15 protein-coding genes, 1 tRNA gene and 2 pseudogenes are annotated in these 22317 nt (G+C 31.6%); 1 reads left to right on the top strand and 17 read right to left on the bottom strand.

The genetic code is table 11. The features are described 5' to 3' along the window. Nucleotides 1-5 precede the first annotated feature (5 nt). Complete coding sequence (gene bamG / locus BST83_RS01465) at nt 6-1268, bottom strand: BamG family beta-barrel-assembly machinery protein (protein ID WP_104808259.1); 1263 nt, start codon at nt 1266-1268, stop codon at nt 6-8. After that, nucleotides 1265-1993 (bottom strand): type III pantothenate kinase, encoded by a 729-nt coding sequence (locus BST83_RS01460; protein WP_104808258.1) that lies wholly within the window; start codon nt 1991-1993, stop codon nt 1265-1267. The genes bamG and BST83_RS01460 overlap by 4 nt, the downstream gene beginning before the upstream one ends. Nucleotides 1994-2090: 97 nt before the next feature. Here BST83_RS01460 and BST83_RS01455 point away from each other — a divergent pair. Further along, nucleotides 2091-2163: transfer RNA gene (locus tag BST83_RS01455), tRNA-Phe, on the top strand. A 134-nt stretch (nt 2164-2297) separates the two neighbouring features. On the opposite strand, the gene BST83_RS01450 is transcribed toward BST83_RS01455, so the two are convergent. The 15 genes and pseudogenes from BST83_RS01450 to BST83_RS01380 form a co-directional block, all read right to left on the bottom strand. Next, nucleotides 2298-2603, bottom strand: a complete 306-nt coding sequence (locus tag BST83_RS01450; RefSeq protein ID WP_104808257.1) for an SDR family NAD(P)-dependent oxidoreductase — start codon at nt 2601-2603, stop codon at nt 2298-2300. A 1-nt stretch (nt 2604) separates the two neighbouring features. Continuing rightward, nucleotides 2605-4185, bottom strand: coding sequence for a solute:sodium symporter family transporter (locus BST83_RS01445; protein WP_104808256.1), 1581 nt, complete (start codon nt 4183-4185; stop codon nt 2605-2607). 22 nt (nt 4186-4207) lie between these two features. Next, a pseudogene (locus BST83_RS01440) lies at nt 4208-5767 on the bottom strand (GH35 family beta-galactosidase); the annotation flags it as partial. Between the two features lie 221 nt (nt 5768-5988). Next, nucleotides 5989-7578 (bottom strand): sulfatase, encoded by a 1590-nt coding sequence (locus BST83_RS01435; RefSeq protein WP_240614589.1) that lies wholly within the window; start codon nt 7576-7578, stop codon nt 5989-5991. A 49-nt stretch (nt 7579-7627) separates the two neighbouring features. After that, nucleotides 7628-8335, bottom strand: coding sequence for a T9SS type A sorting domain-containing protein (locus BST83_RS01430; RefSeq protein ID WP_104808253.1), 708 nt, complete (start codon nt 8333-8335; stop codon nt 7628-7630). Then, on the bottom strand, nt 8319-8642 hold the full coding sequence (locus BST83_RS01425) for a DUF5597 domain-containing protein (protein ID WP_104808252.1): 324 nt from the start codon (nt 8640-8642) through the stop codon (nt 8319-8321). The genes BST83_RS01430 and BST83_RS01425 overlap by 17 nt, the downstream gene beginning before the upstream one ends. Further along, a complete protein-coding gene (locus BST83_RS01420; RefSeq protein ID WP_104808251.1) occupies nt 8611-9816 on the bottom strand; it encodes a GH35 family beta-galactosidase in 1206 nt (401 codons plus the stop codon). The genes BST83_RS01425 and BST83_RS01420 overlap by 32 nt, the downstream gene beginning before the upstream one ends. Nucleotides 9817-9834: 18 nt before the next feature. Continuing rightward, nucleotides 9835-11289, bottom strand: a complete 1455-nt coding sequence (locus tag BST83_RS01415; RefSeq protein WP_104808250.1) for a glucoamylase family protein — start codon at nt 11287-11289, stop codon at nt 9835-9837. An 83-nt stretch (nt 11290-11372) separates the two neighbouring features. Next, complete coding sequence (locus BST83_RS01410; RefSeq protein WP_104808249.1) at nt 11373-13031, bottom strand: T9SS type A sorting domain-containing protein; 1659 nt, start codon at nt 13029-13031, stop codon at nt 11373-11375. A gap of 72 nt (nt 13032-13103) precedes the next feature. Continuing rightward, on the bottom strand, nt 13104-13958 hold the full coding sequence (locus BST83_RS01405) for a carbohydrate binding domain-containing protein (RefSeq protein WP_146092088.1): 855 nt from the start codon (nt 13956-13958) through the stop codon (nt 13104-13106). 11 nt (nt 13959-13969) lie between these two features. After that, on the bottom strand, nt 13970-15865 hold the full coding sequence (locus BST83_RS01400) for a hypothetical protein (protein ID WP_104808247.1): 1896 nt from the start codon (nt 15863-15865) through the stop codon (nt 13970-13972). A 5-nt stretch (nt 15866-15870) separates the two neighbouring features. Next, a pseudogene (locus BST83_RS01395) lies at nt 15871-16452 on the bottom strand (RagB/SusD family nutrient uptake outer membrane protein); the annotation flags it as partial. Between the two features lie 29 nt (nt 16453-16481). Next, nucleotides 16482-17609, bottom strand: coding sequence for a RagB/SusD family nutrient uptake outer membrane protein (locus BST83_RS01390; RefSeq protein ID WP_104808245.1), 1128 nt, complete (start codon nt 17607-17609; stop codon nt 16482-16484). 11 nt (nt 17610-17620) lie between these two features. Next, nucleotides 17621-20926, bottom strand: a complete 3306-nt coding sequence (locus BST83_RS01385) for a SusC/RagA family TonB-linked outer membrane protein (protein ID WP_104808244.1) — start codon at nt 20924-20926, stop codon at nt 17621-17623. Between the two features lie 162 nt (nt 20927-21088). Continuing rightward, nucleotides 21089-22270, bottom strand: coding sequence for a FecR family protein (locus tag BST83_RS01380; RefSeq protein ID WP_146092087.1), 1182 nt, complete (start codon nt 22268-22270; stop codon nt 21089-21091). Between the last annotated feature and the right edge of the window lie 47 nt (nt 22271-22317).

Raw genomic sequence — 22317 nt, 5'->3', positions numbered from 1 at the left:
TTTTGTTAATCAATTTTTCTTTTTTCGAACCACTTATCCGTTAAAGATAAACTTAATCTAAAATTAAAATAATTTTCTTCAATTAAATTATTATTTGTGGTACCCCTTTTACCAAACTCAAATCCCAAATTTACTGAAGATAATCGCTGTAATGGTAAACCTAAACCAAAAGATATGCCAAAGTCGTCAATTGGAGTAAAATTTGTGTTATTTCCTGATCCGTCAACCATTAAGCCAGACTTCTCAAACCGAGCACCTGCTCTATAAGTTACTCTATTCCAATAATTTGATATAGAATTTATCTTAGGTAAATAAAATCCTCCTAAAGAAATTCTATTAGAACTACCATATCTATATGCTCCGCTTGTACTTGCTACTAATCCTGTAGTAGAAATTGCTTCTTGATTTTCATATTCTAAACCTGCATACCAATTATCATATTTACCTATTCCTATTCCTACAATAGATTTTAAAGGTAAATTGAATTTTCCATTAATCTTATTAGACGAAACTGTATCTTTTGGAGACCCAGTGAAAGTTAATGAATATAAATAATCGTCACCCGTTACTTTTAAGCTATTACCTAACTTAAAAGTAGCACCCGCATTTAAAATCAATTTATTTTTTAATTCCTTTTGATATTGTACTCCTAATTTTACAGAAGTACCTTCAATAAACGTATTTTCTTCATATTTTGTTGCTAAACTAACTCCATTAATTTCTTTCAAAATGCTGTTATCTACGTTACCAAAATTATAATCTGCTTCTACACCTACAGAGAATCCTTTTGCTACTTTAATTCCAAAACTACTGTAAATTCGATTTACACCTCCATCTCCAGAAAAACTAGTTCTTTCACTAAAATCGGTTGCTGTATTAGTTAAAGAATACCCTACAGAAGATACAGGCTGCAATCCAATAGAAAGACCCGCTTTATTTCCAATAGGAAAAGCTAAAGCGAAGTAAGACAAACTTGTTGAATTTACATTTTGTTTAGAAGTTCCGCTTTTAACGGTTAAATCGTTATTAAGAATACCAAAACTATACGTTGTGTATCTTAAATCTGAGTAAGCCGCCGGATTTGTGAAATTTAAATATTTGTAATGGTTAAAAGCAACACCAATGCCTCCCATAGAACTTTGTTCTACAGTCGTTTCGCTAAATTCTTCGCCAATCCCAAAATAAGAATAAGGGGATGAATTTGTTCTTTGTGCTAAAAAAGTTACAGAAGTTAACAGTAAAAAAGCTACTAGAATCTTATTAATCATTTGTTTTTGTTAAAAATCAATATTTCATTTAATCCTTCTAGGAGAAAATTTTGATGCGCAAATATGCTACTTTTTAATTGTTTTGCCAAGAAATTTGTATCTCCTCCTGTTAAAACAACTGTTAAATCCTTATATTTCTTTTTATATTGATTAATTACACCCTTAATTTCTTGAGTAACACCATTCACAATACCAGAATTAATACTTTCATTTGTATTCTTTCCGATGAAATTTTGGGGATAATTTTTCTCCAAAATAGGCAATTTACTTGTAAATGCATGAAGTGACTTGTATCTCATTTCAATGCCCGGCGAAATTGCACCGCCAAAATAGGCTGATTTATCATTTACAAAGTCAAATGTAATGCAAGTTCCGGCATCAATAATTAAAATATTTTTATTTGGAAACTTTTTTACTGCGCCACTAACTAATGCAATTCTGTCTACCCCTAGAGTTTTTGGAGTTTCGTATAAATTGATAAAAGGCACCTTTGTTGAAGACGATAAAAGGACTAAATTGAGCAAATATTTTAATTTTTCTACCTTTTTTTCTGGTATAAAACTCACAGAAGACAAGATTCCGTTAGAAATTTTGTGCTTTTTTACTATTTTTTTTATTTCTGATAAAAATCTTTTCCTATCTATTACAAGAACTTCTATAAGCGTACTTTGCTCAAAGACAGCTACTTTTACTCTTGTATTACCCGCATCAATAATTAGATTCATCTTTTATTTTCTATGAAATTCAAAAATACAATAGATTTTTTTAAAATTTCATTAGCAGATATGAAAAAACATTTTATATTTGCATCCGCTAAGGCACGGTACCTTAGCTCAGTTGGTAGAGCAAAGGACTGAAAATCCTTGTGTCCCTGGTTCGATTCCTGGAGGTACCACTTAAAAGCCCTGTAAACGTAATGTTTATAGGGTTTTTTATTTTTAGGGTGCTAAATAGGGTGCTAATAAAAAACAATTACTTGCTTAAGAAACTTTCATAAGATATTCTTCTACCACCTCCTGTTTAATATTACTATACACCGAAAACTCTTGGGTTGTAATAAATTGATGTGACTGCCTTGTATGCTGCAAAATGAATGGTAGCTTCAATATCTTTGTTCTCTTTTAAAATATTTCTTACCCTATGAATCTCTTTTAAATCACAGGCATAAAATGTTGGTTTTACGCCTGTGATTTTTTGAATATTTGATATTGTTTCTTTATTTGAATTTGATAAATCATCAATAATAAGTACTTCAAAATTATTTTTGATCAATTCTACAACTGTATGAGAACCAATATAACCACAGCCTCCTGTTACCAATATTTTTTGTTTCATTTTAAGCAAAATAAATATAAATTAATACTACAATTAACGATATAATTAACCCTGTAATATTTACATACTTCCAAGGAGTAATATCTACCTGCTTTGTATATACTTGAACATACGGCTCTTTTCTTGGTTTTATCTTTCCGATCAGCAACATAATTGCAACATTCAGCGCAAATAAAATTGCCATAATATCTAAAAAGTGAAGGCTAGAAAATGTTGCAGGAGCATATATATCTATCAATAAATAGACAATGTAAAGTAAACAACCAGAAACCAAACCAATTTTTGCTGCTATTGCAGGTACGTACTTTGTCAAATAACCCACAATAATAATGGTTAAAATAGGAATGCTGTAAATACCGTTAATCTTTTGCAAGTAATCAAACAAACTGCCTGCATTTGCTATTAAAGGGGCAATAAACATGGCTGCAATTGCCAAAATAACACCAAATGTTTTTCCGTATTTTACAACCTTTTTTTCATCTGCCTCTTTGTTCATGTGCTGTTTGTAAACATCAATACCAAAAAGGGTTACAGAGCTATTTAAAACACTGTTAAAAGAACTTAATATCGCACCAAATAACACGGCCGCAAAGAAACCAACCCAAGCACTTGGCAATACTTTTCTTACCAATTCTGGATACGCACTGTCTGCACTTTCTAAATTTCCTTCAAATAAATGAAAGGCTATTAATCCTGGCAAAACCACAATTAAAGGCCCTAGTATTTTTATGAAAGATGCCAATAACAACCCTTTTTGACCTTCTTTGAGATCTTTAGCACCCAACGCTCTTTGAATAATTTGCTGATTTGTACCCCAATAAAATAACTGTACCAACATCATTCCTGTAAAAATGGTGTAAAATGGCACAGGATCATTTGCGCCACCCATTGATTTAAACTTCTCTGGATTTTCTGAAGTTAAGACACTTAAACCGTCTAGCATACTTCCGTCACCAATCATCATTAAACCAAATATCGGAATTAAAATACCACCAATTAGCAATCCAATTGCATTGATAGAATCAGATACTGCAACCGCTTTTAGACCACCGAAAACAGCATAAATAGAACCAATAATTCCAATACCCCAAACACAAATCCAAATAGATTCTGTGTGGGTAACTCCTAATAATGTCGGAATATCAAACATCCCACTTATGGCCAAAGAACCTGAATATAAAATTACAGGTAGTAAAACCACTACATAACCAGAAAGGAATAAAACAGAGGTTAATGTTTTTGTAGTAACATCAAAACGTTTTGCTAAAAAACCTGGAACTGTCGTTAAACCCCCTTTTAAATATCTTGGTAATAAAAACAATGCCGTAACCACCATAGCAATAGCAGCTAATGTTTCCCAAACCATTACTGACAATCCACTTGTATAAGCAGCACCATTTAAGCCTACAATTTGTTCTGTAGATAAATTGGTTAGTAATAATGAACCTGCTATTACACCTGCAGTTAAACTTCTGCCTCCAAGAAAATAACCGTCTGATGAATCTTCTGCTGTTTTTCTTGTGGCTAAATATGAGATTACTGCGACTAAAATAGTAAACCCTAAAAATGTTAGTATTTGCATTTAATTGATTTTTGTTTTTTTATTACCTTATATATGTAATTACCTTATAAATACCTGGAGTAGTAATTACCTCTTTAGTGGAAGGAGAATATGCATCTGGTTCTCCTTCTTTCTTTGTGATTTTTACAATATCTTTCTCTGTCTTAAATTTTCTACCAAAAACTCTTAACCTTGAATTATGATAGGTTTCATCACCATTCATCATTCTAGTAGTTATCCATTTTTCATTTTCATACCCTCCTTCAAAGACTTGTCCTATATAACCTATTGAGTTTTTAACTTCTGAATAAAAGTATATTGACATATTCATACCTATAACTAAAAATTCATTTTCATTTTCTTGAATTATAATACCAAATGAAGGTTCATTTGGTTTTTCATACATCACTTTTACTTTCCAGTCGCCCATATAAAAATCTTTGTAAGTATCGCCATTTTCTTGAAGAACTGCATGCATTTTTCCTGTGCCTTGATATTTTTTCACCAAATGTTGTACTTCATTCAATACCTCATAAGACTTTGTAAATACAAAATTATCTGCAGCATCTTCAATTCCGAATGGCGAAAAACAGATGGCATCATGCTCACCAAAAGCATAAAAAGCTCTACCAACCTCAGCTTTAGATTCAGGCACTAACAAAGGATTATCGTCTCTATGGTACATAGCGATAATCTCTTTGAAGTTAGAAAGGTAAATATCGGGGGATAGAATGTCAATATCAGGTGCAGCTGCTTTCCAAATATCCATAACTCTAGAGACAGGTCCCCCATTTGGATACATACCAGGAAGATCTTCTGGTTTTTGTACAATCCAAGAATTCACCATCATGGGTAAATTATATGCTTTTCTTCCTGCTTTTGCGCCATAATTGATATATGTAGCATACTGCCAAGTTGTAAAGAAAGCTTTGGCTTCTGGTGTGTCTCCAAACACTTCTTTCCAAGTACCTGTTGTTTTAAATTTAGATTTAGCCCAAGTATTACGGACATAATCTTTTAAATGTTTTTTGTTTTTCTTTAAATAGGTGATTAATGCTTTTGGAACCTCTTTTTCGTATAAGTCGAGTGCTACTTTATTATAATCGATGTCTTGAAACATACCCACTTCATTTTGCGGTTGCATTAAAATAACCGTTTGGGCTGTATCTACCTCTTTCACGTGCTTCATAAGAATAGCAAAGGCTTTGGCATCTGCAATTTTTGTAGCTTCACAAAAAGGCGACATGGTTTCTATTGCTTTGCCTTCTTTGGTTTTCACTCTAAAAAAGCGTTTGGTATCTTTTTTTACCCAAAGTGGGGTATAGCTAGATTCGCCATTTTTCCAACTGGCAAACCAAAGTAAACAGACTTTTAAATCATTTTTTTTTGCGTTTTCAATAATGGCATCTACCAAGGTATAATCGTAAACACCTTCTTTGGGTTCAAATTGCTCCCAAGCTAGTGTAACAAAAACTGAATTTAGGTTCATTCTCTTTAATTTTGGAAACAAAGGTTTCATATACTCAATAGTTGAAGCTGAAGAATTGTGAACTTCACCTGCAATCATTATAAAAGGGTTATCATTAACGATAAGTTGTGTTGACGTCCCTTTTTTTCAAGATGGGGAATGCTATTTTGAGCATAAGAGGTTGCATAAAAAAAGACTGACAAAAATAAGATTGTCAATTTTAGCGCTGGTTTTTTGAAATGTTTTGTAAATGTTATCATAGGTTTAAGTTTTAATTATGATTTAGATATTTATTAATTGATTATTTGTTTTATAAATCGTATTGCTTTTTGTTGTGTTTTCATATTTTAAAAAGCTTATATTGCTAATGTCTCCTTGGGCCAAGCCACTAATTTTTGATCTTTTTTACGTCTAGGCATTTGTGCTTCTACTTTTATCAAGTAATCACTCAATCGCCCTGCCAATTCAGTTGCCAATTGTGGTTCAGAATTGATCAAATTATTGCTTTCTCCAATGTCATTCTTAAGATTGAATAACTCAAAACTAGAATCTTTATGATAATAAATAAGCTTCCAATCCCCTTTTCTTATAGCACTATATGCACCAAAACCATGTCCTTCAGGATTACCATTATCATTAGGATAATGCCATATCAGCTCTCTTTGTTGATTATCAGCAAGTGGATCTTTTAGATAACGAAGAAAGCTTTCACCATCAACTACCTGAGGTATTTCAAATGATTCACATTGTCCGATTGACAAAATCGTTGGAAAAAAATCTTCAATAATCAGCTGTGCATCATTAGTCGTATTCATTTTGATCTGTCCGGGCCAACTAACTATCATGGGCACTCTTATCCCACCTTCTCTTGCTGATGATTTGCCACTCGACAAAGGTGCATTGTGTTTAAAGGGTATACCACCCCTAGGAGGAGTGTTGCACAACCCACCGTTATCAGACATCAGAAGGATGATAGTATTATTTACTATTTGTTTCTCTTCCAAAAAAAGTAACAGATCTCCCAGACTCTTATCAACACCTTCTATCATTGAAGCATAGTTGGCCTCAATATCATCCATTCCTGTTTGGATGTATTTATCAACAAAACGTGAGTCTCCTTGAAGTGGTGTATGCACTGCGTAATGAGACATGTATAAAAAGAAAGGTTGTTTATCATCCAGAGACTGATTCATGGCAGAAATTGCTTCAAGTGTTAAAGCCTCAGATAAATGGGTCTCTGTATGATGATATTTTTCCAAACCAGGAACTCCCCATATTTTATTTTTTTCCGTCCCAAAGCTATCTTCTCCAAAATAACTAGCAGGAGCACCGGCTGCGTGACCAGCAATATTTACATCAAAACCTATGTTAGTAGGATTCTCTGCAAGTGTTCCTATTGCACCAAAATGAGCTTTGCCACAATGAATAGTTCTATATCCATTATCGCTTAATATTTTTGGCAAAGCCTTGGCGTATATACTATTTGCTATTCCTTTCTGAGGACTTATTCCGTTTACATTCCAATCAGGAAAGACGAGGGTAGGGTGTCTTAATTCAACATCCCTTTTAGTATTTTCTTCGAGTGTCCAATTTGTTACTCGATGTCTGGCAGGGTTCATTCCTGTCATCAAGCTAACTCGTGAAGGAGAACAAACACTATGAGCATAAGCTTGTGTAAACTTCATTCCTTTACTAGCTAATCTCTCCATATTAGGCGTTTGATAAACTTTATTATTTCTTGTAGTATCTATCCAAAAAGGAACAGACGTATCCTGCCAGCCTAAATCATCCACTAGAAACAATATAACATTAGGACGCTTTTCAAATTTTTCCTTTGTTTTAAAAAGATTACAACTCATTACAGATGTTAGTACAAAAAGAAAAACTATTCCTTTATGGATTCTATTATTTTGCCTTATATAATTTATAATAATTTTATCATTCAACTCATTTTTTATCTCTTATAAGTAATCACTTTATAGATTTGCGGCGTTACTATTTTTTTACCAGAAGGACTGTTTGAACTTTATTTACAAAACATAACCTCAAAATATAGAGCCCTGAAGCATAATTCCTTAAATCAATTTTTATTTGAGCTTTTTTAGCAGCTATTTTTTTAGTAAATACAATATTACCAGATAAATCTATAACCTGAAAACTATCCACTTCGCCAAAAGGTGAAGAAGGTAATTCAATAGTAAATATTCCTTCTGATGGATTGGGGTAGACAGAAACTCGTATTAAACTACCATCCTCAACTTCTTCTTTCTCAATTGATAAAGTATTTAACTGTGTGTTTAATATCAATTCTTCTAATGCTGTTTTAAAATCTAAATCTGAAAGCATCAAATTTGATATCGTATTGTCTTGAACCTGCTCAATTGCCATTGCTATAGCAGCCGTATTTATATCAAACCTTTCCCAATTGGGTGCCCATTTGTCATTTAAACCCCCAGGTAATTCTTTCATTCTTATATCGTCTGGAAATCTGAGGAATGAATGAAAATACCCTGTTTTTCCGTATTCTCCTAAAGCAGTCATAGAAGCACCAAGCAAAAAGGGATATGTTAAAACAGCGCCATATTGTGCCGGAGAAATTTGAATCACTTCATTTAAATTTACTGATCCATGAGCCTCGGAGCCTTGATTAGACACGTAAGAATTATATGATACGAAGCCATTTCCATCAACATTTGACACCATTCATCATTCTTGTTGTTATCCATTTTTCATTTTCATACCGACCTTCTAATACTTGAACTATATAACCAATAGTATCTTTTATTTCTGATTCAAAATAAATAGATAAGTTCATTCCAATAATAATAATAAATTCATTTTCATTTTTTTGAATTATAATACCAAAAGAAGGTTCATTAAGTTTTTCATACATTACCTTAACTTTATAATTACCCATATATAAATCTTTGTATTGCTTATTTCCTTCTTGAAGAACAGCTCTCATTTTACCCGTACCTTTATATTTTTTTAATGAGATGTTGTACTTCATTTAAAAGCTCATAAGACTTTGTAAATACAAAATTATCGGCGGCATCTTCAATTCCGAAAGGCGAAAAACAGATGGCATCATGCTCACCAAAAGCATAAAAAGCTCTACTAACCTCAGCTTTAGATTCTGGAACTAGTAACGGATTGTCATCTCTATCATACATCGCAACTATTTCTTTGAAATTAGATAAATAAATATCAAGAGATTGTATATCGATATCTGGTGCTGCAGCTTTCCAAATATCGATGACTCTAGATACAGGGACACCATTTGGATACACACCTGGCAGGTCTTCTGGTCTCTGTACAATCCAAGAATTAACCATCATTGGCAGGTTGTATGCTGCTCTACCAGTTTTTGCACCATAATTGATATAGGTAGCATACTGCCAAGTTGTAAAAAACGCTTTGGCTTCTGGTGTATCTCCAAAAACTTCTTTCCAAGTCCCTTTTGTTTTGTAGTTGTTTATAGACCAAGCTTTTTTAACATACGCATCTAAATGAGCTTTATTCTTTTTTAAATAACTAATTAAAGTTTTAGGTACTTTTTTTTCGAATAGTTTTAAAGAAACTTTATTATAGTCTATATCTTGAAACATGCCCACTTCATTTTGCGGTTGCATTAAAATAACCGTTTGGGCTGTATCTACCTCTTTCAAGTGCTTCATAAGAATAGCAAAGGCTTTGGCATCTGCAATTTTTGTGGCTTCACAAAAAGGGGACATCGTTTCTATTTCTTTGCCTTCTTTGGTTTTTACTCTAAAAAAGCGTTTGGTATTTTTTTTTACCCAAAGTGGGGTATAGCTAGATTCGCCATTTTTCCAACTGGCAAACCAAAGTAAACAGACTTTTAAATCATTTTTTTTTGCGTTTTCAATGATGGCATCTACCAAGGTATAATCGTAAACTCCTTCTTCTGGCTCAAATTGCTCCCAAGCTAGTGTAACAAAAACTGAATTTAGATTCATTTTTTTAAGCTTTGGAAAAAGTGGTGTCATATACTCAATGGTTGAGGCAGATGAATTATGAACTTCTCCAGCAATCATTAAAAAAGGTTTATTAGCAACCATTAATTGTGTTGCATTTCCGTTTTTTGCTAAATGTGGTATGTTATTCTGAGCAGTATTTTGCCAACAAATACATAGTAGAAACCCTAAAAATTTAATTGTTTTCATTTTTTTAAATTTTGGTATTTATTTTTGATATTTTAAACCTGCTTTTTTAAAAGCAATATGGTATTCTGGAGCTTTTTTAGCCAATTCCCACAACAAACCAGATCTATAATTTTCTATTGATAAAACATTAATAGGTTGAAAAAAATAATCTGGATTTTTTGCAATTTCTCTGGTATTGGTATTTACGCTCATCATAAAGCCCTCTTTTCCGTATATACCAATATTGTTGAATTCTGAATATAATTTCCTCAAACATTCAATACTCTCTTTTGGTTGAAAATTTATGGCACTCATTACCGCAGAAATTGCAATTGTACCTTCATCATAATCTCCCTCTGCTGGCAAACCAGTAACCATCCATTTTTTAGAAATAGGTGAATAGGTGTCATAAAAACCCCACACATCTCCATATAATTTATTTTCCCCTGGATTGATTTGAGCATATTTTATTTGAGCTTTCACAGCATTTTGTACTCCTTGGAAATAATCCATATTATAAACCTGGCAGATAGAATCTCTATAATTAGCCAAATCAAACCAGATATGCGATTGCACTAAATAGCCTAATTTTGCAATTGGATAATTATCTAGTTTTAAGATTTCTGGATTCTTAACTGTGATTCCTGTAAATTGTTTTGAATTCTTATAATCGTATTGTTTGGTAGAAAAATATTGGTAACCATATTGAGTATCAACAAAAATTTTTGAAGTATAATTTTTATATGCTTCGTTGCCATAACTCCAGTTTTTTGAACCCAATACTAATAGTTGTATAAAAAAGGTTTCATCCATTTCTCCTAACAAATCTTTACCGTCAAACAAGGTTCCGTCTTTACCATTTTTAAACCAAGTAAAACATTTCTTGTCTTTTCTATAGGCAAAATCCCAATCTATTCTATTGCATATTATATCACATAATTGTCTTATTTCAACTTCAATTTCATTTTTTTTATCAAAGAACTGTCTTATGACAAACTTTAAAGAAGTAGCCATAAATGCTGTTCCAACTACATCATAGGGTTGCCCAAAATTGTAATATTTTTTGCCGGGAATAAAATCGCCAGTTTTTCTACTAAAAGATCTTGGGAAAAAGCCTTTTATATGCTTTGCTTTTTCATATTGTTGTAGGTATGAAAGTACTTTTTTTGATGCTTTTTCTCTCGAAAACCATCCGTTATAGACTCCAATTGCAAATAAGTTTATTCTATAACCGTCTTTTTCAATTACGATGATAGAATCTTCTTTTTTGTTTAAAATATCTTTTGTGTAATCATACTGAATTCTTTCTAAAAATTGGTCATCACTTAATTTTTGAAGTTTAAGCGAATCTACTTTTAAAAAGCTTTTATTTGAGATTAAATTATCATCAAATAAACTATCATATTTAACAATACTATCATTATCTGATTTGCAAGAAATAAATAGCGTAATTGATAGGAAAAAAATAATTTTTAGGTTAATTTTAGATCTCATTTTTTAAAGAATATTCTTGTATTTAAAAGTAAAGCTCAACATTTTGATGAGCTTTACTTAATTAATCAAATAGGAATCGAAAATTAATGGAATAGTACTTTATGATTACTAAAACCTAAATTATTTTTTAGTTTGATGAAGTAAAGTCCTTTTTTATTTAAAGCTTTTTTAGATGAATTACCATTGATTTGCTCTTTTAAAATTAAAGCACCTTTTACATCAAAAATATATAATGTAGCATCTTCTTGTACTTTAGAAAAATTCACAATACCATTAGCACCAACAAAAACTTTACTTTCATTTTTAAGAAAATCCGAAGTACTTAATACAGATGCTGAACTGATATAAATATTATCATAGCTGATAGAAATACTCTCTCCTGCAACAGGGTATAATTGGATTTTAGAAATGCTCTCACCTACATAAGAAGATAAATCTAAACTTACCTCTACCCATCCAGAAGATGTATTTGAATCGTGAGCTGGATCACCACCACTAATTTGGGTAAATGAACCAGTTGTACTTAAATCCATTCTTAATTGCCAATTTGCTGCACTATTTGGATTGTAAAAAGAAATATAAAATTTATCACCTGATTGTATTGTATATGCACTAGGAAACAATTGCGTTTCTTGCCACGAAGCTGTACCATCATTTTGTAGGACAATACTACTTGGATTTACACTGTCTGATAATGGGTTACTAATATCTGTAACACCATTATGCCAGATGGTTCCATTTTCTACTGCTTCTTGATAGAAATAAGTTTGCGTACTTGGGGCAGAAATTACAGAACTTGTATGAAAATAAACATTGTCAATGTAAGCGGAGTTAGCCTCTCCACTTGCTACATATAACCATATTTTATTAATTTGGTTACCCACATGATCAGTAAGATCAAGACTATGTTCTACCCATCCAGAAGTTGCACCAGCTTCATATGTTACATTTCCTCCCCACACCTCAGTGCTACCAGATGTATAATCAAATTTAATTTGAGCAGCCGTTACGCTATTAGGGTTATATACAGAAAAGTAAAGTTTATCTCCACTCACAGGAGTATAGGTAGGAAAAAATTCTATTTTCTGCCACCCAGTTCCAGACTGAGCACAAGTAGTACTAGAATTTACAGCATCCGATACTGGATTTGCTACTTCCGAACCACCATCAATAAAAATACCTGAAGGTGTGTCATCATTGTAAACATCAGTTTCCGATGATCCTGAACCTAACACTGAATTTGTATGAAAATAAACGTTGTCAACATAAGCAGAGTTTGCCTCTCCACTTGCTACATATAACCATATTTTATTAATTTCTGTACCCACATGATCAGTAAGATCAAGGCTGTGTTCTACCCATCCAGAAGTTGCACCAGCTTCATATGTTACATTTCCTCCCCACACCTCAGTGCTACCAGATGTATAATCAAATTTAATTTGAGCAGCCGTTACGCTATTAGGGTTATATACAGAAAAGTAAAGTTTATCTCCACTCACAGGAGTATAGGTAGGAAAAAATTCTATTTTCTGCCATTCAGTTCCAGACTGAGCACAAGTAGTACTAGAATTTACTCCATCTGATACTGGGTTTGTTACTTCCGAGCCACCGTCAATAAAAATACCCGAAGCCGTGGCATCATTGTAAACATGTGTTTGCGCTTTGGCATTAAAACCAAATAGCAGCATCAATGCAATTAATGCAGTTGTTGCAAAATTTTGAATTGTAATTTTTGTTTTCATGATAAATTAATTAAAGGTTAGAATTAAAAGTAAGGCAATCAATTATAAATTAAGTGCCCTCCAGTTTTGTTATTATTGAATTTCTTTTAGCGATATTTCATCTATATACAAAACCCCTGTTCCATTTTGTAGAAACTTGAATTGAGTGAAAGCATTGTTTGCAAAACCTTCAGCATAGGTCTGTGTTAAATCACCTGTTTGAAAAGTGACTGTTTTATATGACCAATCGCTGTTAATTTCTCTGATAGGACTGTACCAAGCAAAATTATACCAAGATTGCACCTCATTTTCATTAGAAATTTCAGCAGCAGTAAATTGATCAAAATCATCACTTTTTACATAAAAACTAAACTCGTATGTTTTATTACTTTCTAAAATTCCATTAAAAGGCTCTGTATTCCCTTTTGTGTATAATTGTGATTCTACATTTGCTTTATTAATTGTAATTTTTGCAAATCCATCAGTATTATTAGCTCCACCTTGTGTAGTGTTTTCAACTGAAAAAACCATAGCATCGCTATCATCAGAAACCCAAAAACCCCAAGCTTCAGTTGCTGCTGTAGCGTCTTCAAAACCAAAGATATTTCTACGATATAATTCATTACCCACTTGAATAACAAACTCTTTTGTTTCCGTAAAATCATCTATAAAAGTAACTTCTACTTTTACAGTTACAGGGCCTTCTTTACTAAAAGAAACACTTACTTCTTCATCTGTTGATGTTGCTGGAGAACCTCCAGGAAATGTCCAAAGTCTTGATTTAACACCTGTTGAATAATCTGTGCAAACTACTTGTCCTCCAAGGTCTATTTTACTTGTGCTAATATCAGGGTCAAAGATTAATTCATCCATTGAGATTCCATCATCTTTACAATTGATGCATAAAAGGCACATACTTAAAATAATGATTAATGCATTTTTATTCATATTCTATTTATTTAAAATGATTGTATTAATTTATCTAAACTATTTTTTACATTACTATCTTTCAAATACAGGTTAGAAATAATTTTGTCTTGATACATATCTATTGCCATTCCCATAGGCCCTATATTTATATCAAAAGTTGACCAGTTAGGAACAGGAACATCAATATTCGTTGGATAGTTTTTTAGTCTAATATTATCTGGCAAACCCAATAAAGGATGATAGTAACCAACTTTTACAAACTCTTTTAAAGCTGTGATTGCTCTATCCGAAGCGAAAGGCAAAGCCAAAGTTGCACCATAAGGCGCAGGTGAAACCTGTATCACTTCTGATTTATTGGCACCAGATACATTTGCTCCTTGATTACCTAAATAAGCATTCCAATTCAAAAAACCATTACTGTCTGAATTAGATATAGTACTACAAGCTGTTAGTCCCATAAACGGTTTGCCAAAAGAGGATAAACAACTTAAAGCATCAGCTTGATATGCATTTACACTATTTGTTTTGTAAGGTTCTATTGCACCTGTCCAAAGTTGTGACCAGTTGTAAGTAAACCCAGAACCAAACCAACTTACGTAAAATCCATTTTTCTTTTCTCTAAAAATTCGATCTAAATCTAAATTATTGACTTTCCCAGATGCTAAAGCTTCTAGGTAAATAATTTCTGATTCTTCAGTAAAAGCATCACCCCATACTTGACCGTTTTTTTCGCCTGTAATTCCACTAATACCTTTAGTAATTCTACCATATTTATAGGTGTCATTTGCTTGATTGTGAATCATTTTTCCCCATTCAGGACGATTTAATAATTCATCACAAATGGATGCAATTGTTGGGTCTGAACTGTATTTTTGCTTTACCGTTCTTAATCCTGCTGCACAAATTGCCCAGTCAATAGTACTTGCTGCTTCTGGACTATTGCTATACAAACCACTACCATCTGAATTGTAATAATGAAAAGGAAAACCAAATTTACCTTGTGAACCATTGAACCAATTTTGTGCTTTTTGCCAATTTAACATTGCTTCAATTCTATCTTTAGCTTCTTGTGGATTGATCATTCCTTCACTTTCTGCCAAAATATACATTGCATAGGCATAACCAATTCCAGAGACAGATACTTTTGTTGCATCATCACTAGCTTCTAAAACCACTCCTTGATTTACTCCAATTGCTTTATAATTCCAAAGAAAATATTTAATACTGGATTCTTTTAGCCATTGTAATAACTGTGTATCATTTGTAGGTGGAGAAAACGTAATATTTGATATATTATTTAAATAGATATCATCTAAAGCGATAGATCCTGTTCTTAAAGAAACTTCATTCTGTTTGTTTTTTTGAATTTTTAATGATAAATGATGTAGTGATTGGTCTGAGATATCCATCTTAAACATATTCATTTTATCAGTACTCAAATCAAAATCTTGACTTTTAAGAATAACATTATTAATATCTAGAGCTTCTATAGTAATTTTTACTGGTACATCATAACTTACAGCTCTAAAACTTATTCCTGTTAAATCTTTTAGATATTCATTGGGTATTGGTGTTCTATTGGTTAATTTACCGTGAATTGCTAAAACAAATTCAAAATAGTCATCATCATTTCTAAGGTTTTCAAAATTGATTTTATGTATTGCATTAAATTGATTTCTTTTAATCTCGCTAGAAATAGTAACAGAAGATGATTTTCTTAATACCCATTCAGAATTTACATCAGAAATTCTATTTTTAGCCATATCAAGAGTATAAAGAGCTATTCCAGGATAATGAGATGGGCTTGATAAAGCTTCTAGTTGAAACTTTTCAGGCGCAGCCATTTCTTCGTCTTCAACATTGCTGTTGCATTGAATAAAGAGGAAGTATATTAAAATTAATATATATTGTTTTGCGTTAAACATACTTTTTAATAACCTGGATTTTGTTGCAAATTGCTTTTTAGTATTTCTTCAATAGGAATAGGCCATACATAATGGTTTTCAGGGAAGCTTCTATTACCAGTGCCACCTTCAAAATAGAAGTACTTGTAAGATTTGTTACCGTTTACAGGATTTTTTTGTATTTCAACTCCTACAATATCTTTTGCAAAATCTACTTCAGCATCTCTCCATCTTCTGGAATCATACCATCTATTGCCTTCAAATGCGAGTTCAATTTTTCTTTCGTGTTTTATTTTCTCAAGTAAATCACCAGAAGCATCTATTGGCGGCATATTAACACCTGTCCTACCCCTAATAGAATTCACAAAATCAACAGCCAACCCAGTATTACCTAGGTGATATTGTGCTTCTGCATACGTTAAATAGAATTCTGATAGTCTCATATAAATCCAAGGTTGTTCACTCCCTTCATTATCATCTATTGACCAATTTTCATTTAACCCCTTTCTTATACCATACCCTAATCTGCTGCCATTCCACCAACCATCTACATTAGGATCTCTACTATCTTTACCACCTTGCCAAAATTCTAACTCACGTTCTTTGAAAGGAGCACCATCGTGTAATACAGAATATCCTAATCTTGGATCTCTATTTTCATATGGTCTGCTGGGTTATATATACCTCTAGCATTAGGATTAATAATTTGTATCAAATTATCAGGATTACCTGCATATCCTTGAACAGGAATTACACCGGTAATTGTTTCATATTGATCTATAAATTCGTGTCTAGGATTTTCACTTATCCAACCAGCATCTCCATTTGGAAAGCGCCATTCGTTTATTTTATGCCCACCAGTATAGTGATAATAAAAATCTGAAAGTACATCAGTTACACTTGGTCCATATTGCTCTATAAACTGTTTAAAAAAGATAATTTCAGAATCCATTGGGTTCAAAAACAATCCCTTATAATCTGATGATAAGCTATATTGATTTACATTGAATAATTCTTCGCAAGCATCTGCTACTAATTGCCATTTAGAATTATCGTTTGTTGTATTAAATAAAGGACTTGCATCAAACATTAATGCTCTAATTTTTAAACCGATAGCAGCACCTTTTGTTATTCTTCCAAAATTTGCACCTAAAACATCCGAACGGTTTGGTAAGTCAGCAATTGCTAAATCTAATTCTTTAACAATAAATGCAACACAATCTTGAAAAGATGATCTTGGAACTTGAAAATCTGAATTTAAATTAAACGTATTCTCTATTAAAGGCACACCACCATATCTAGAGATTAATTCTGTATAAAAGAATGCTCTTAAAAAACGAATTTCTGCTGTAAAACTCTTTATTTTATCTTCTTCACCACCATCGTAATTGCCTATTTTTTCTAAAAAAATATTATTATTTCTTATTGCAGAATATGCATCTAACCAAAAGCCATTGAAATAATACATATTTAAAGAACCAGAAGTAAGGCCACCTTTTGTGTATTTATCTAGAAACCTAGCTTCGTGCATATGATAACTTTCATCAGTAATACCAGTTAATCTTAAACCACCAGCCCATTGTGTAAAACCGTGAGGTAATTCATTATAACGATCATTTACGTATAATTCTATGAGGTTTAAATCTTCCCAAACACTTGCTTCAGATATTGCGTTTTGAGGTTGTAAGTCTAAAAAATCATCATCACAAGACGATGTTGTAATTAGCAAAAAGAATAAAGTATAATAGATTACTTTTTTATACATTGTTATTTATATTAAAAGGTTAAACTAATCCCTGTTGATAAAAGTCTTTGTTGGGGATAAAACCAACCAGTGGAGGAAGTACTTTCTGGGTCATTAATACCTACATTATCATATATCAAAAACAAATTATGGCCAGTAAGAAATATCCTAAAACTATCCAAACCAATAGATTGTAATAAATTATCCTTAAGAGCATAAGAAAGCTCAACGTTTTTTACTCTTAAAAATGAATTATCTTTTACCCATACTGTAGAAACCTCTTGAAAGCTACTACTACCTAAATCATAAGCAGCAGGATAAGTAGCATTTGGAGTTAAGCGTTCTGAACGCCATCTATTTTCATAGAAATAAGATTGCTGATTTAAATCAAAAGGTCTATAAATAGTTTGTGCGCCAGCTTGTCCTTGAAGTAAAACATTTAATGATAAGTTATTCCATTCTAATCCCACATTAAATCCGTAAACTATTCTTGGAGTTGGAGAATTTTCCAAAATGATTTGATCTTCTTGATTTAAAACGCCATCATCATTTTGATCTACAAAAATTACATCACCAGGTTTTGCATCTGGAAAATGTACAGAGTTATCTATGTCTTCTTGATTATTATAAATACCGTTTGCTTGATATACCAATAAAAAATCTACAGGCTTACCAGTTCTTCTTTGCCAATCTGGAACGTTCGCAGCTTCATCAATAAATTTAATTTCACTTCTAGCATAGGTAAATTGCCCACCTAAAGTATAATTAATGTTTTTTATTTTTCCTCTATGGTTTAACTGTAGTTCCATCCCTTGATTGGTAACTCTACCAATATTTTCATCTGGCAATTCTAAACCAGAATACACAGGTATAGAGGCATTTCTTGGAGCTAAAATATCAGATCTATTTTCATAAAATAAATCTAAACTACCAGTTAATATATTATTTTTTAATCTAAAATCTACACCAAAATTATATTTCTCTGATGTTTCCCAGGTAATATTAGGGTTAGGAACAGTGCTTGGTGTTAAACCAATTTCTCTTACTCGATTTTCTCCGAAAATATATGAATTTTCTACTAAATTATACAATTGGAAGTATTGAAAATTTGCGACTCTATCATTACCCAAAATACCCCAAGAGGCTCTTACTTTTAATTCTTTAACCAAATCAGTATTAAAAAAATCTTCTTGAGATATCCTCCAACCTAATAAAGCTGCTGGAAAAAACCCAAATCTTTTATCTTTAGCAAAATTTGCAGAACCATCGTATCTAAATGTTAAGTCTAGAAGATACTTATCGTCATAAGAATAGTTGAATTTACCAAAGTAGTTTCTTCTTGCTGCTTGATAACCACCACCTCCATTTTCCTTATTTTCATCTGATCCTGAAAAAAGAAATGGAATATCTTCAGAAACTAAATCTTGTCTTGAAGCGAATAAAAACTCGCCTTCTTGTTTATATTGTTCGAAAGCTATGAAAGAATTTATTTTGTGTTTTTCAAACTCTTTATTATATCCAAGTTTTAAATGATACGTTTGATTTAGTTCTTCACTATTCTGCTGAAACAAGTTAATACTACCCGTTTGGAATTTTAAATTAGTATACTCTCCTGTCAGTTCATTAAACTCATATTGGTCAAAAGGTTTAGATAAATCTTTTCTTGAAGTAGTATAAAAATCTATAGCAGCATAGCCTTCTGTATAAAGTCCTTTCGTTATAAATGGTAAATCCCATTTAAAAGCAAATCTAGAATCAAACTTTTTAGTTTTAGTTGATCTATTACCACTATTTCCATTTACTAAACTAATTGGATTCCCTGAAGAAGTTTTTGCTACTAAACCATTTTCAAAGTAAGGAAATTCATAAGGAGCCTGGACAAAGACTTGTCTAATTAAACCATCTGTATCTAAAGTTGGGCCACTTTTATTTCCAACACGAGCTGCAAGATCAAAGCTCATTTTAAAATTATCGCTAAAACGAGTATCAATATTTGATCTAATATTATATTGTTTGTATCCATAAGCACTTCCAACATATAAGGCATCTTGATCTAAAAATTGACCAGAAACAAAAAACTGTGTTTTCTCACCACCTCCAGAAGCATTAATAGAATGTTGAATTTGTGGTGTCCAATCTTCAATAACTGTGCTCCACCAATCTGTGTCGCCCCAAACAGAAGTGTCAATTGTTCCGTTTCTATATTGTCTAATGATACTTTGAAATTCTCTTGGCCTTCCATTTCTTTCATTCTTTTCATCAACCCACGTAAGATATTGCTGAGCATTCATTAACTCAGGTCTTCTTGTAGATTGAGAGATCGAATAACTTTGATTGTAACTAAAAATTGTTTCGCCCGTTTTACCTCTTTTTGTAGTAATTAGTATTACACCATTTGCTGCTTGAGCACCATAAATTGCCGCTGACGCATCTTTTAAAACAGATATACTTTCAATATCTGCTGGATTTAATCTCTCAAAACTTCCTCTGTTTGGAATTCCGTCTATCACATATAAAGGAGTATTATCACCCGTTGTAGAAATACCTCTAATTAAAATACTTACGTTATCACTTCCTGGCTCACCACCTCTAGAATTGATTACCAAACCCGGTACTCTACCTGTAAGATTATTGGCTAAGTTTGCGGTTTGTGTTTGTTGTATTTCTTTCGTTTTAATGTCAGAAACAGAACCTGTTACAGTAACTTTTTTTTGAGAACCATATCCTACCACCACTATTTCTTCGAGGCTTGCAGTGTCTTCTAATAGAACAATATTTAAGTTACTATCATCTTTTATTTGTATTTCTTGACTGATATACCCTAAAAAAGAAACAACCAGAGTAGCATTTAAATCTTTTATAGCAAGAGAAAAGTTTCCATCAAAGTCTGATTGTGTGCCATTATAAGTGCCTTTTTCTAATACACTTGCACCAGGTAAAGTCATGCCTTTACTATCTTTTACGACTCCATTAATCATGAAATCTTGGTTTGTTTTTTTAGTATTTATTTGGTCATTAATGTCACTAATATTTTCATTTTTAGCTTTTAAGATTACTTGTTTACCAACTACTTCGTAAGTAATATCAGAGTCGCTAAACAATCTCATTAAGACACTAGGTAACTTCTCTTTTTTAGCTGTTATTGAAACATTTCTATTGTAATCTATTTCCTTATTTTTATAAATAAATCTGTATTCCGTTAAATTTTCTATTTCATTTAATACCTTTTCTAGATTCACATTTTTGAATTCAAGAGTTACCTCATTTTTTTGAGAAAATGAAGTATTAGCCTGAAGCTGAAATAGAGAGAATACTAATATGAATACTGAAAACTTCATTTTTAATTTTAGATTTATAGATAATAGGTTTATACACCTTAACCTAAATACTTTTTCATATTTTTGTAGTCGATTTATGTGGTTAATTAATATTAGTCACTTTTACTTAATCGAAAGGTGTTGCTGCACCTTTCGATTTCTTTTTATTACATAATTTAATTTTTACTTGTTATATTTTGAGATTAATATTTGATTACCTTTTATTTTATAATCTATTGGATGTAACTTATTGATCACTTCCAAAACTTGACTTATTGTTTCATTTTCAAATGTTGCTGTAATAAACTCATTGTTTAAAATAGCATCACTGCTTTCTATAGAAACATCGTAACGTCTTTCTAACTTATTTATAATATCACCAAATTTCATATATTTTATAACAATTTTACCTTTTAACCAAGCTGTATGAACTTCAAAATCTGCTTTAGATACATCTAAATTTTTACTTGTTTTGCTATATGATGCTTTATAGCCTGGAGTTAATTTTATTTTATCTAATGAATTGTTTTGTGAAAGTTCAATAGAACCTTCAACTAAAAAAGTAGTTATACGATCATCTTCTGGATATGAACTAACATTAAATTCTGTACCTAATACCTTTATATTGATATTTCTATTATTTACAATAAACGGATGATTTTCATCTTTTTTGACATTAAAAAACGCTTCACCAGTTTCAATAAATACTTTTCTCTCTTGACCTTTTAGAAAGTTTATTGGATATTTAAATGAAGTGCCTGAATTTAAATTAACTTTTGTACCATCTGATAGATTAATTGTAAACCTTTTACCATAAGGCACTGTAATAGTATTATAAACTAACTTGTCTAAATTTGAGTTTTTATTATAAGTGATACTATTTCCTTTTTGATTCCCTATAATATTCCCATTAGATCCTTTAATTAAGGATTCGACATTTTCATTTATTGTTTTTACCTTTCCTCTTTCAGTTTTTAGAGTAACTACATTAGAAACAATATTCAGATCATTATTATTTATATCCAGTTTGCTGAAATAAAAAATACTTGCTGAAAAAATCACAAGAATTACGGCAGCATATTTTGTGAAACTTTTGATTTTTTTAATAAAAATCACTTTTTTATCTTTTCTTATTTTAAGAAGCAGACGCTCAATACCTCTGTCTTGTTCGGAGTTATTCATAGCATAGTTAATTATATAATGTGTTTTTACATATTCTTTAAAGAGTATTTTATTATTTGGGTATTGAATCCACACTGAAAGTTCATCTAAATCTTTGGCAGTTGCCGATTTAGAAATGTACTTAACTATCTGTTTATCTATTTTTGGAGTCATTTTTAATGTGATTCTTTTTATATTATACAAGTCAGAATTTAATAACCCTTACTTTTTAATAATTTTTATTAGTTTTA

The sequence above is a fragment of the Polaribacter filamentus genome (assembly GCF_002943715.1).
Classification (GTDB): Bacteria; Bacteroidota; Bacteroidia; order Flavobacteriales; family Flavobacteriaceae; genus Polaribacter; species Polaribacter filamentus.
This window is presented reverse-complemented; position numbering and strand designations above follow the sequence as displayed.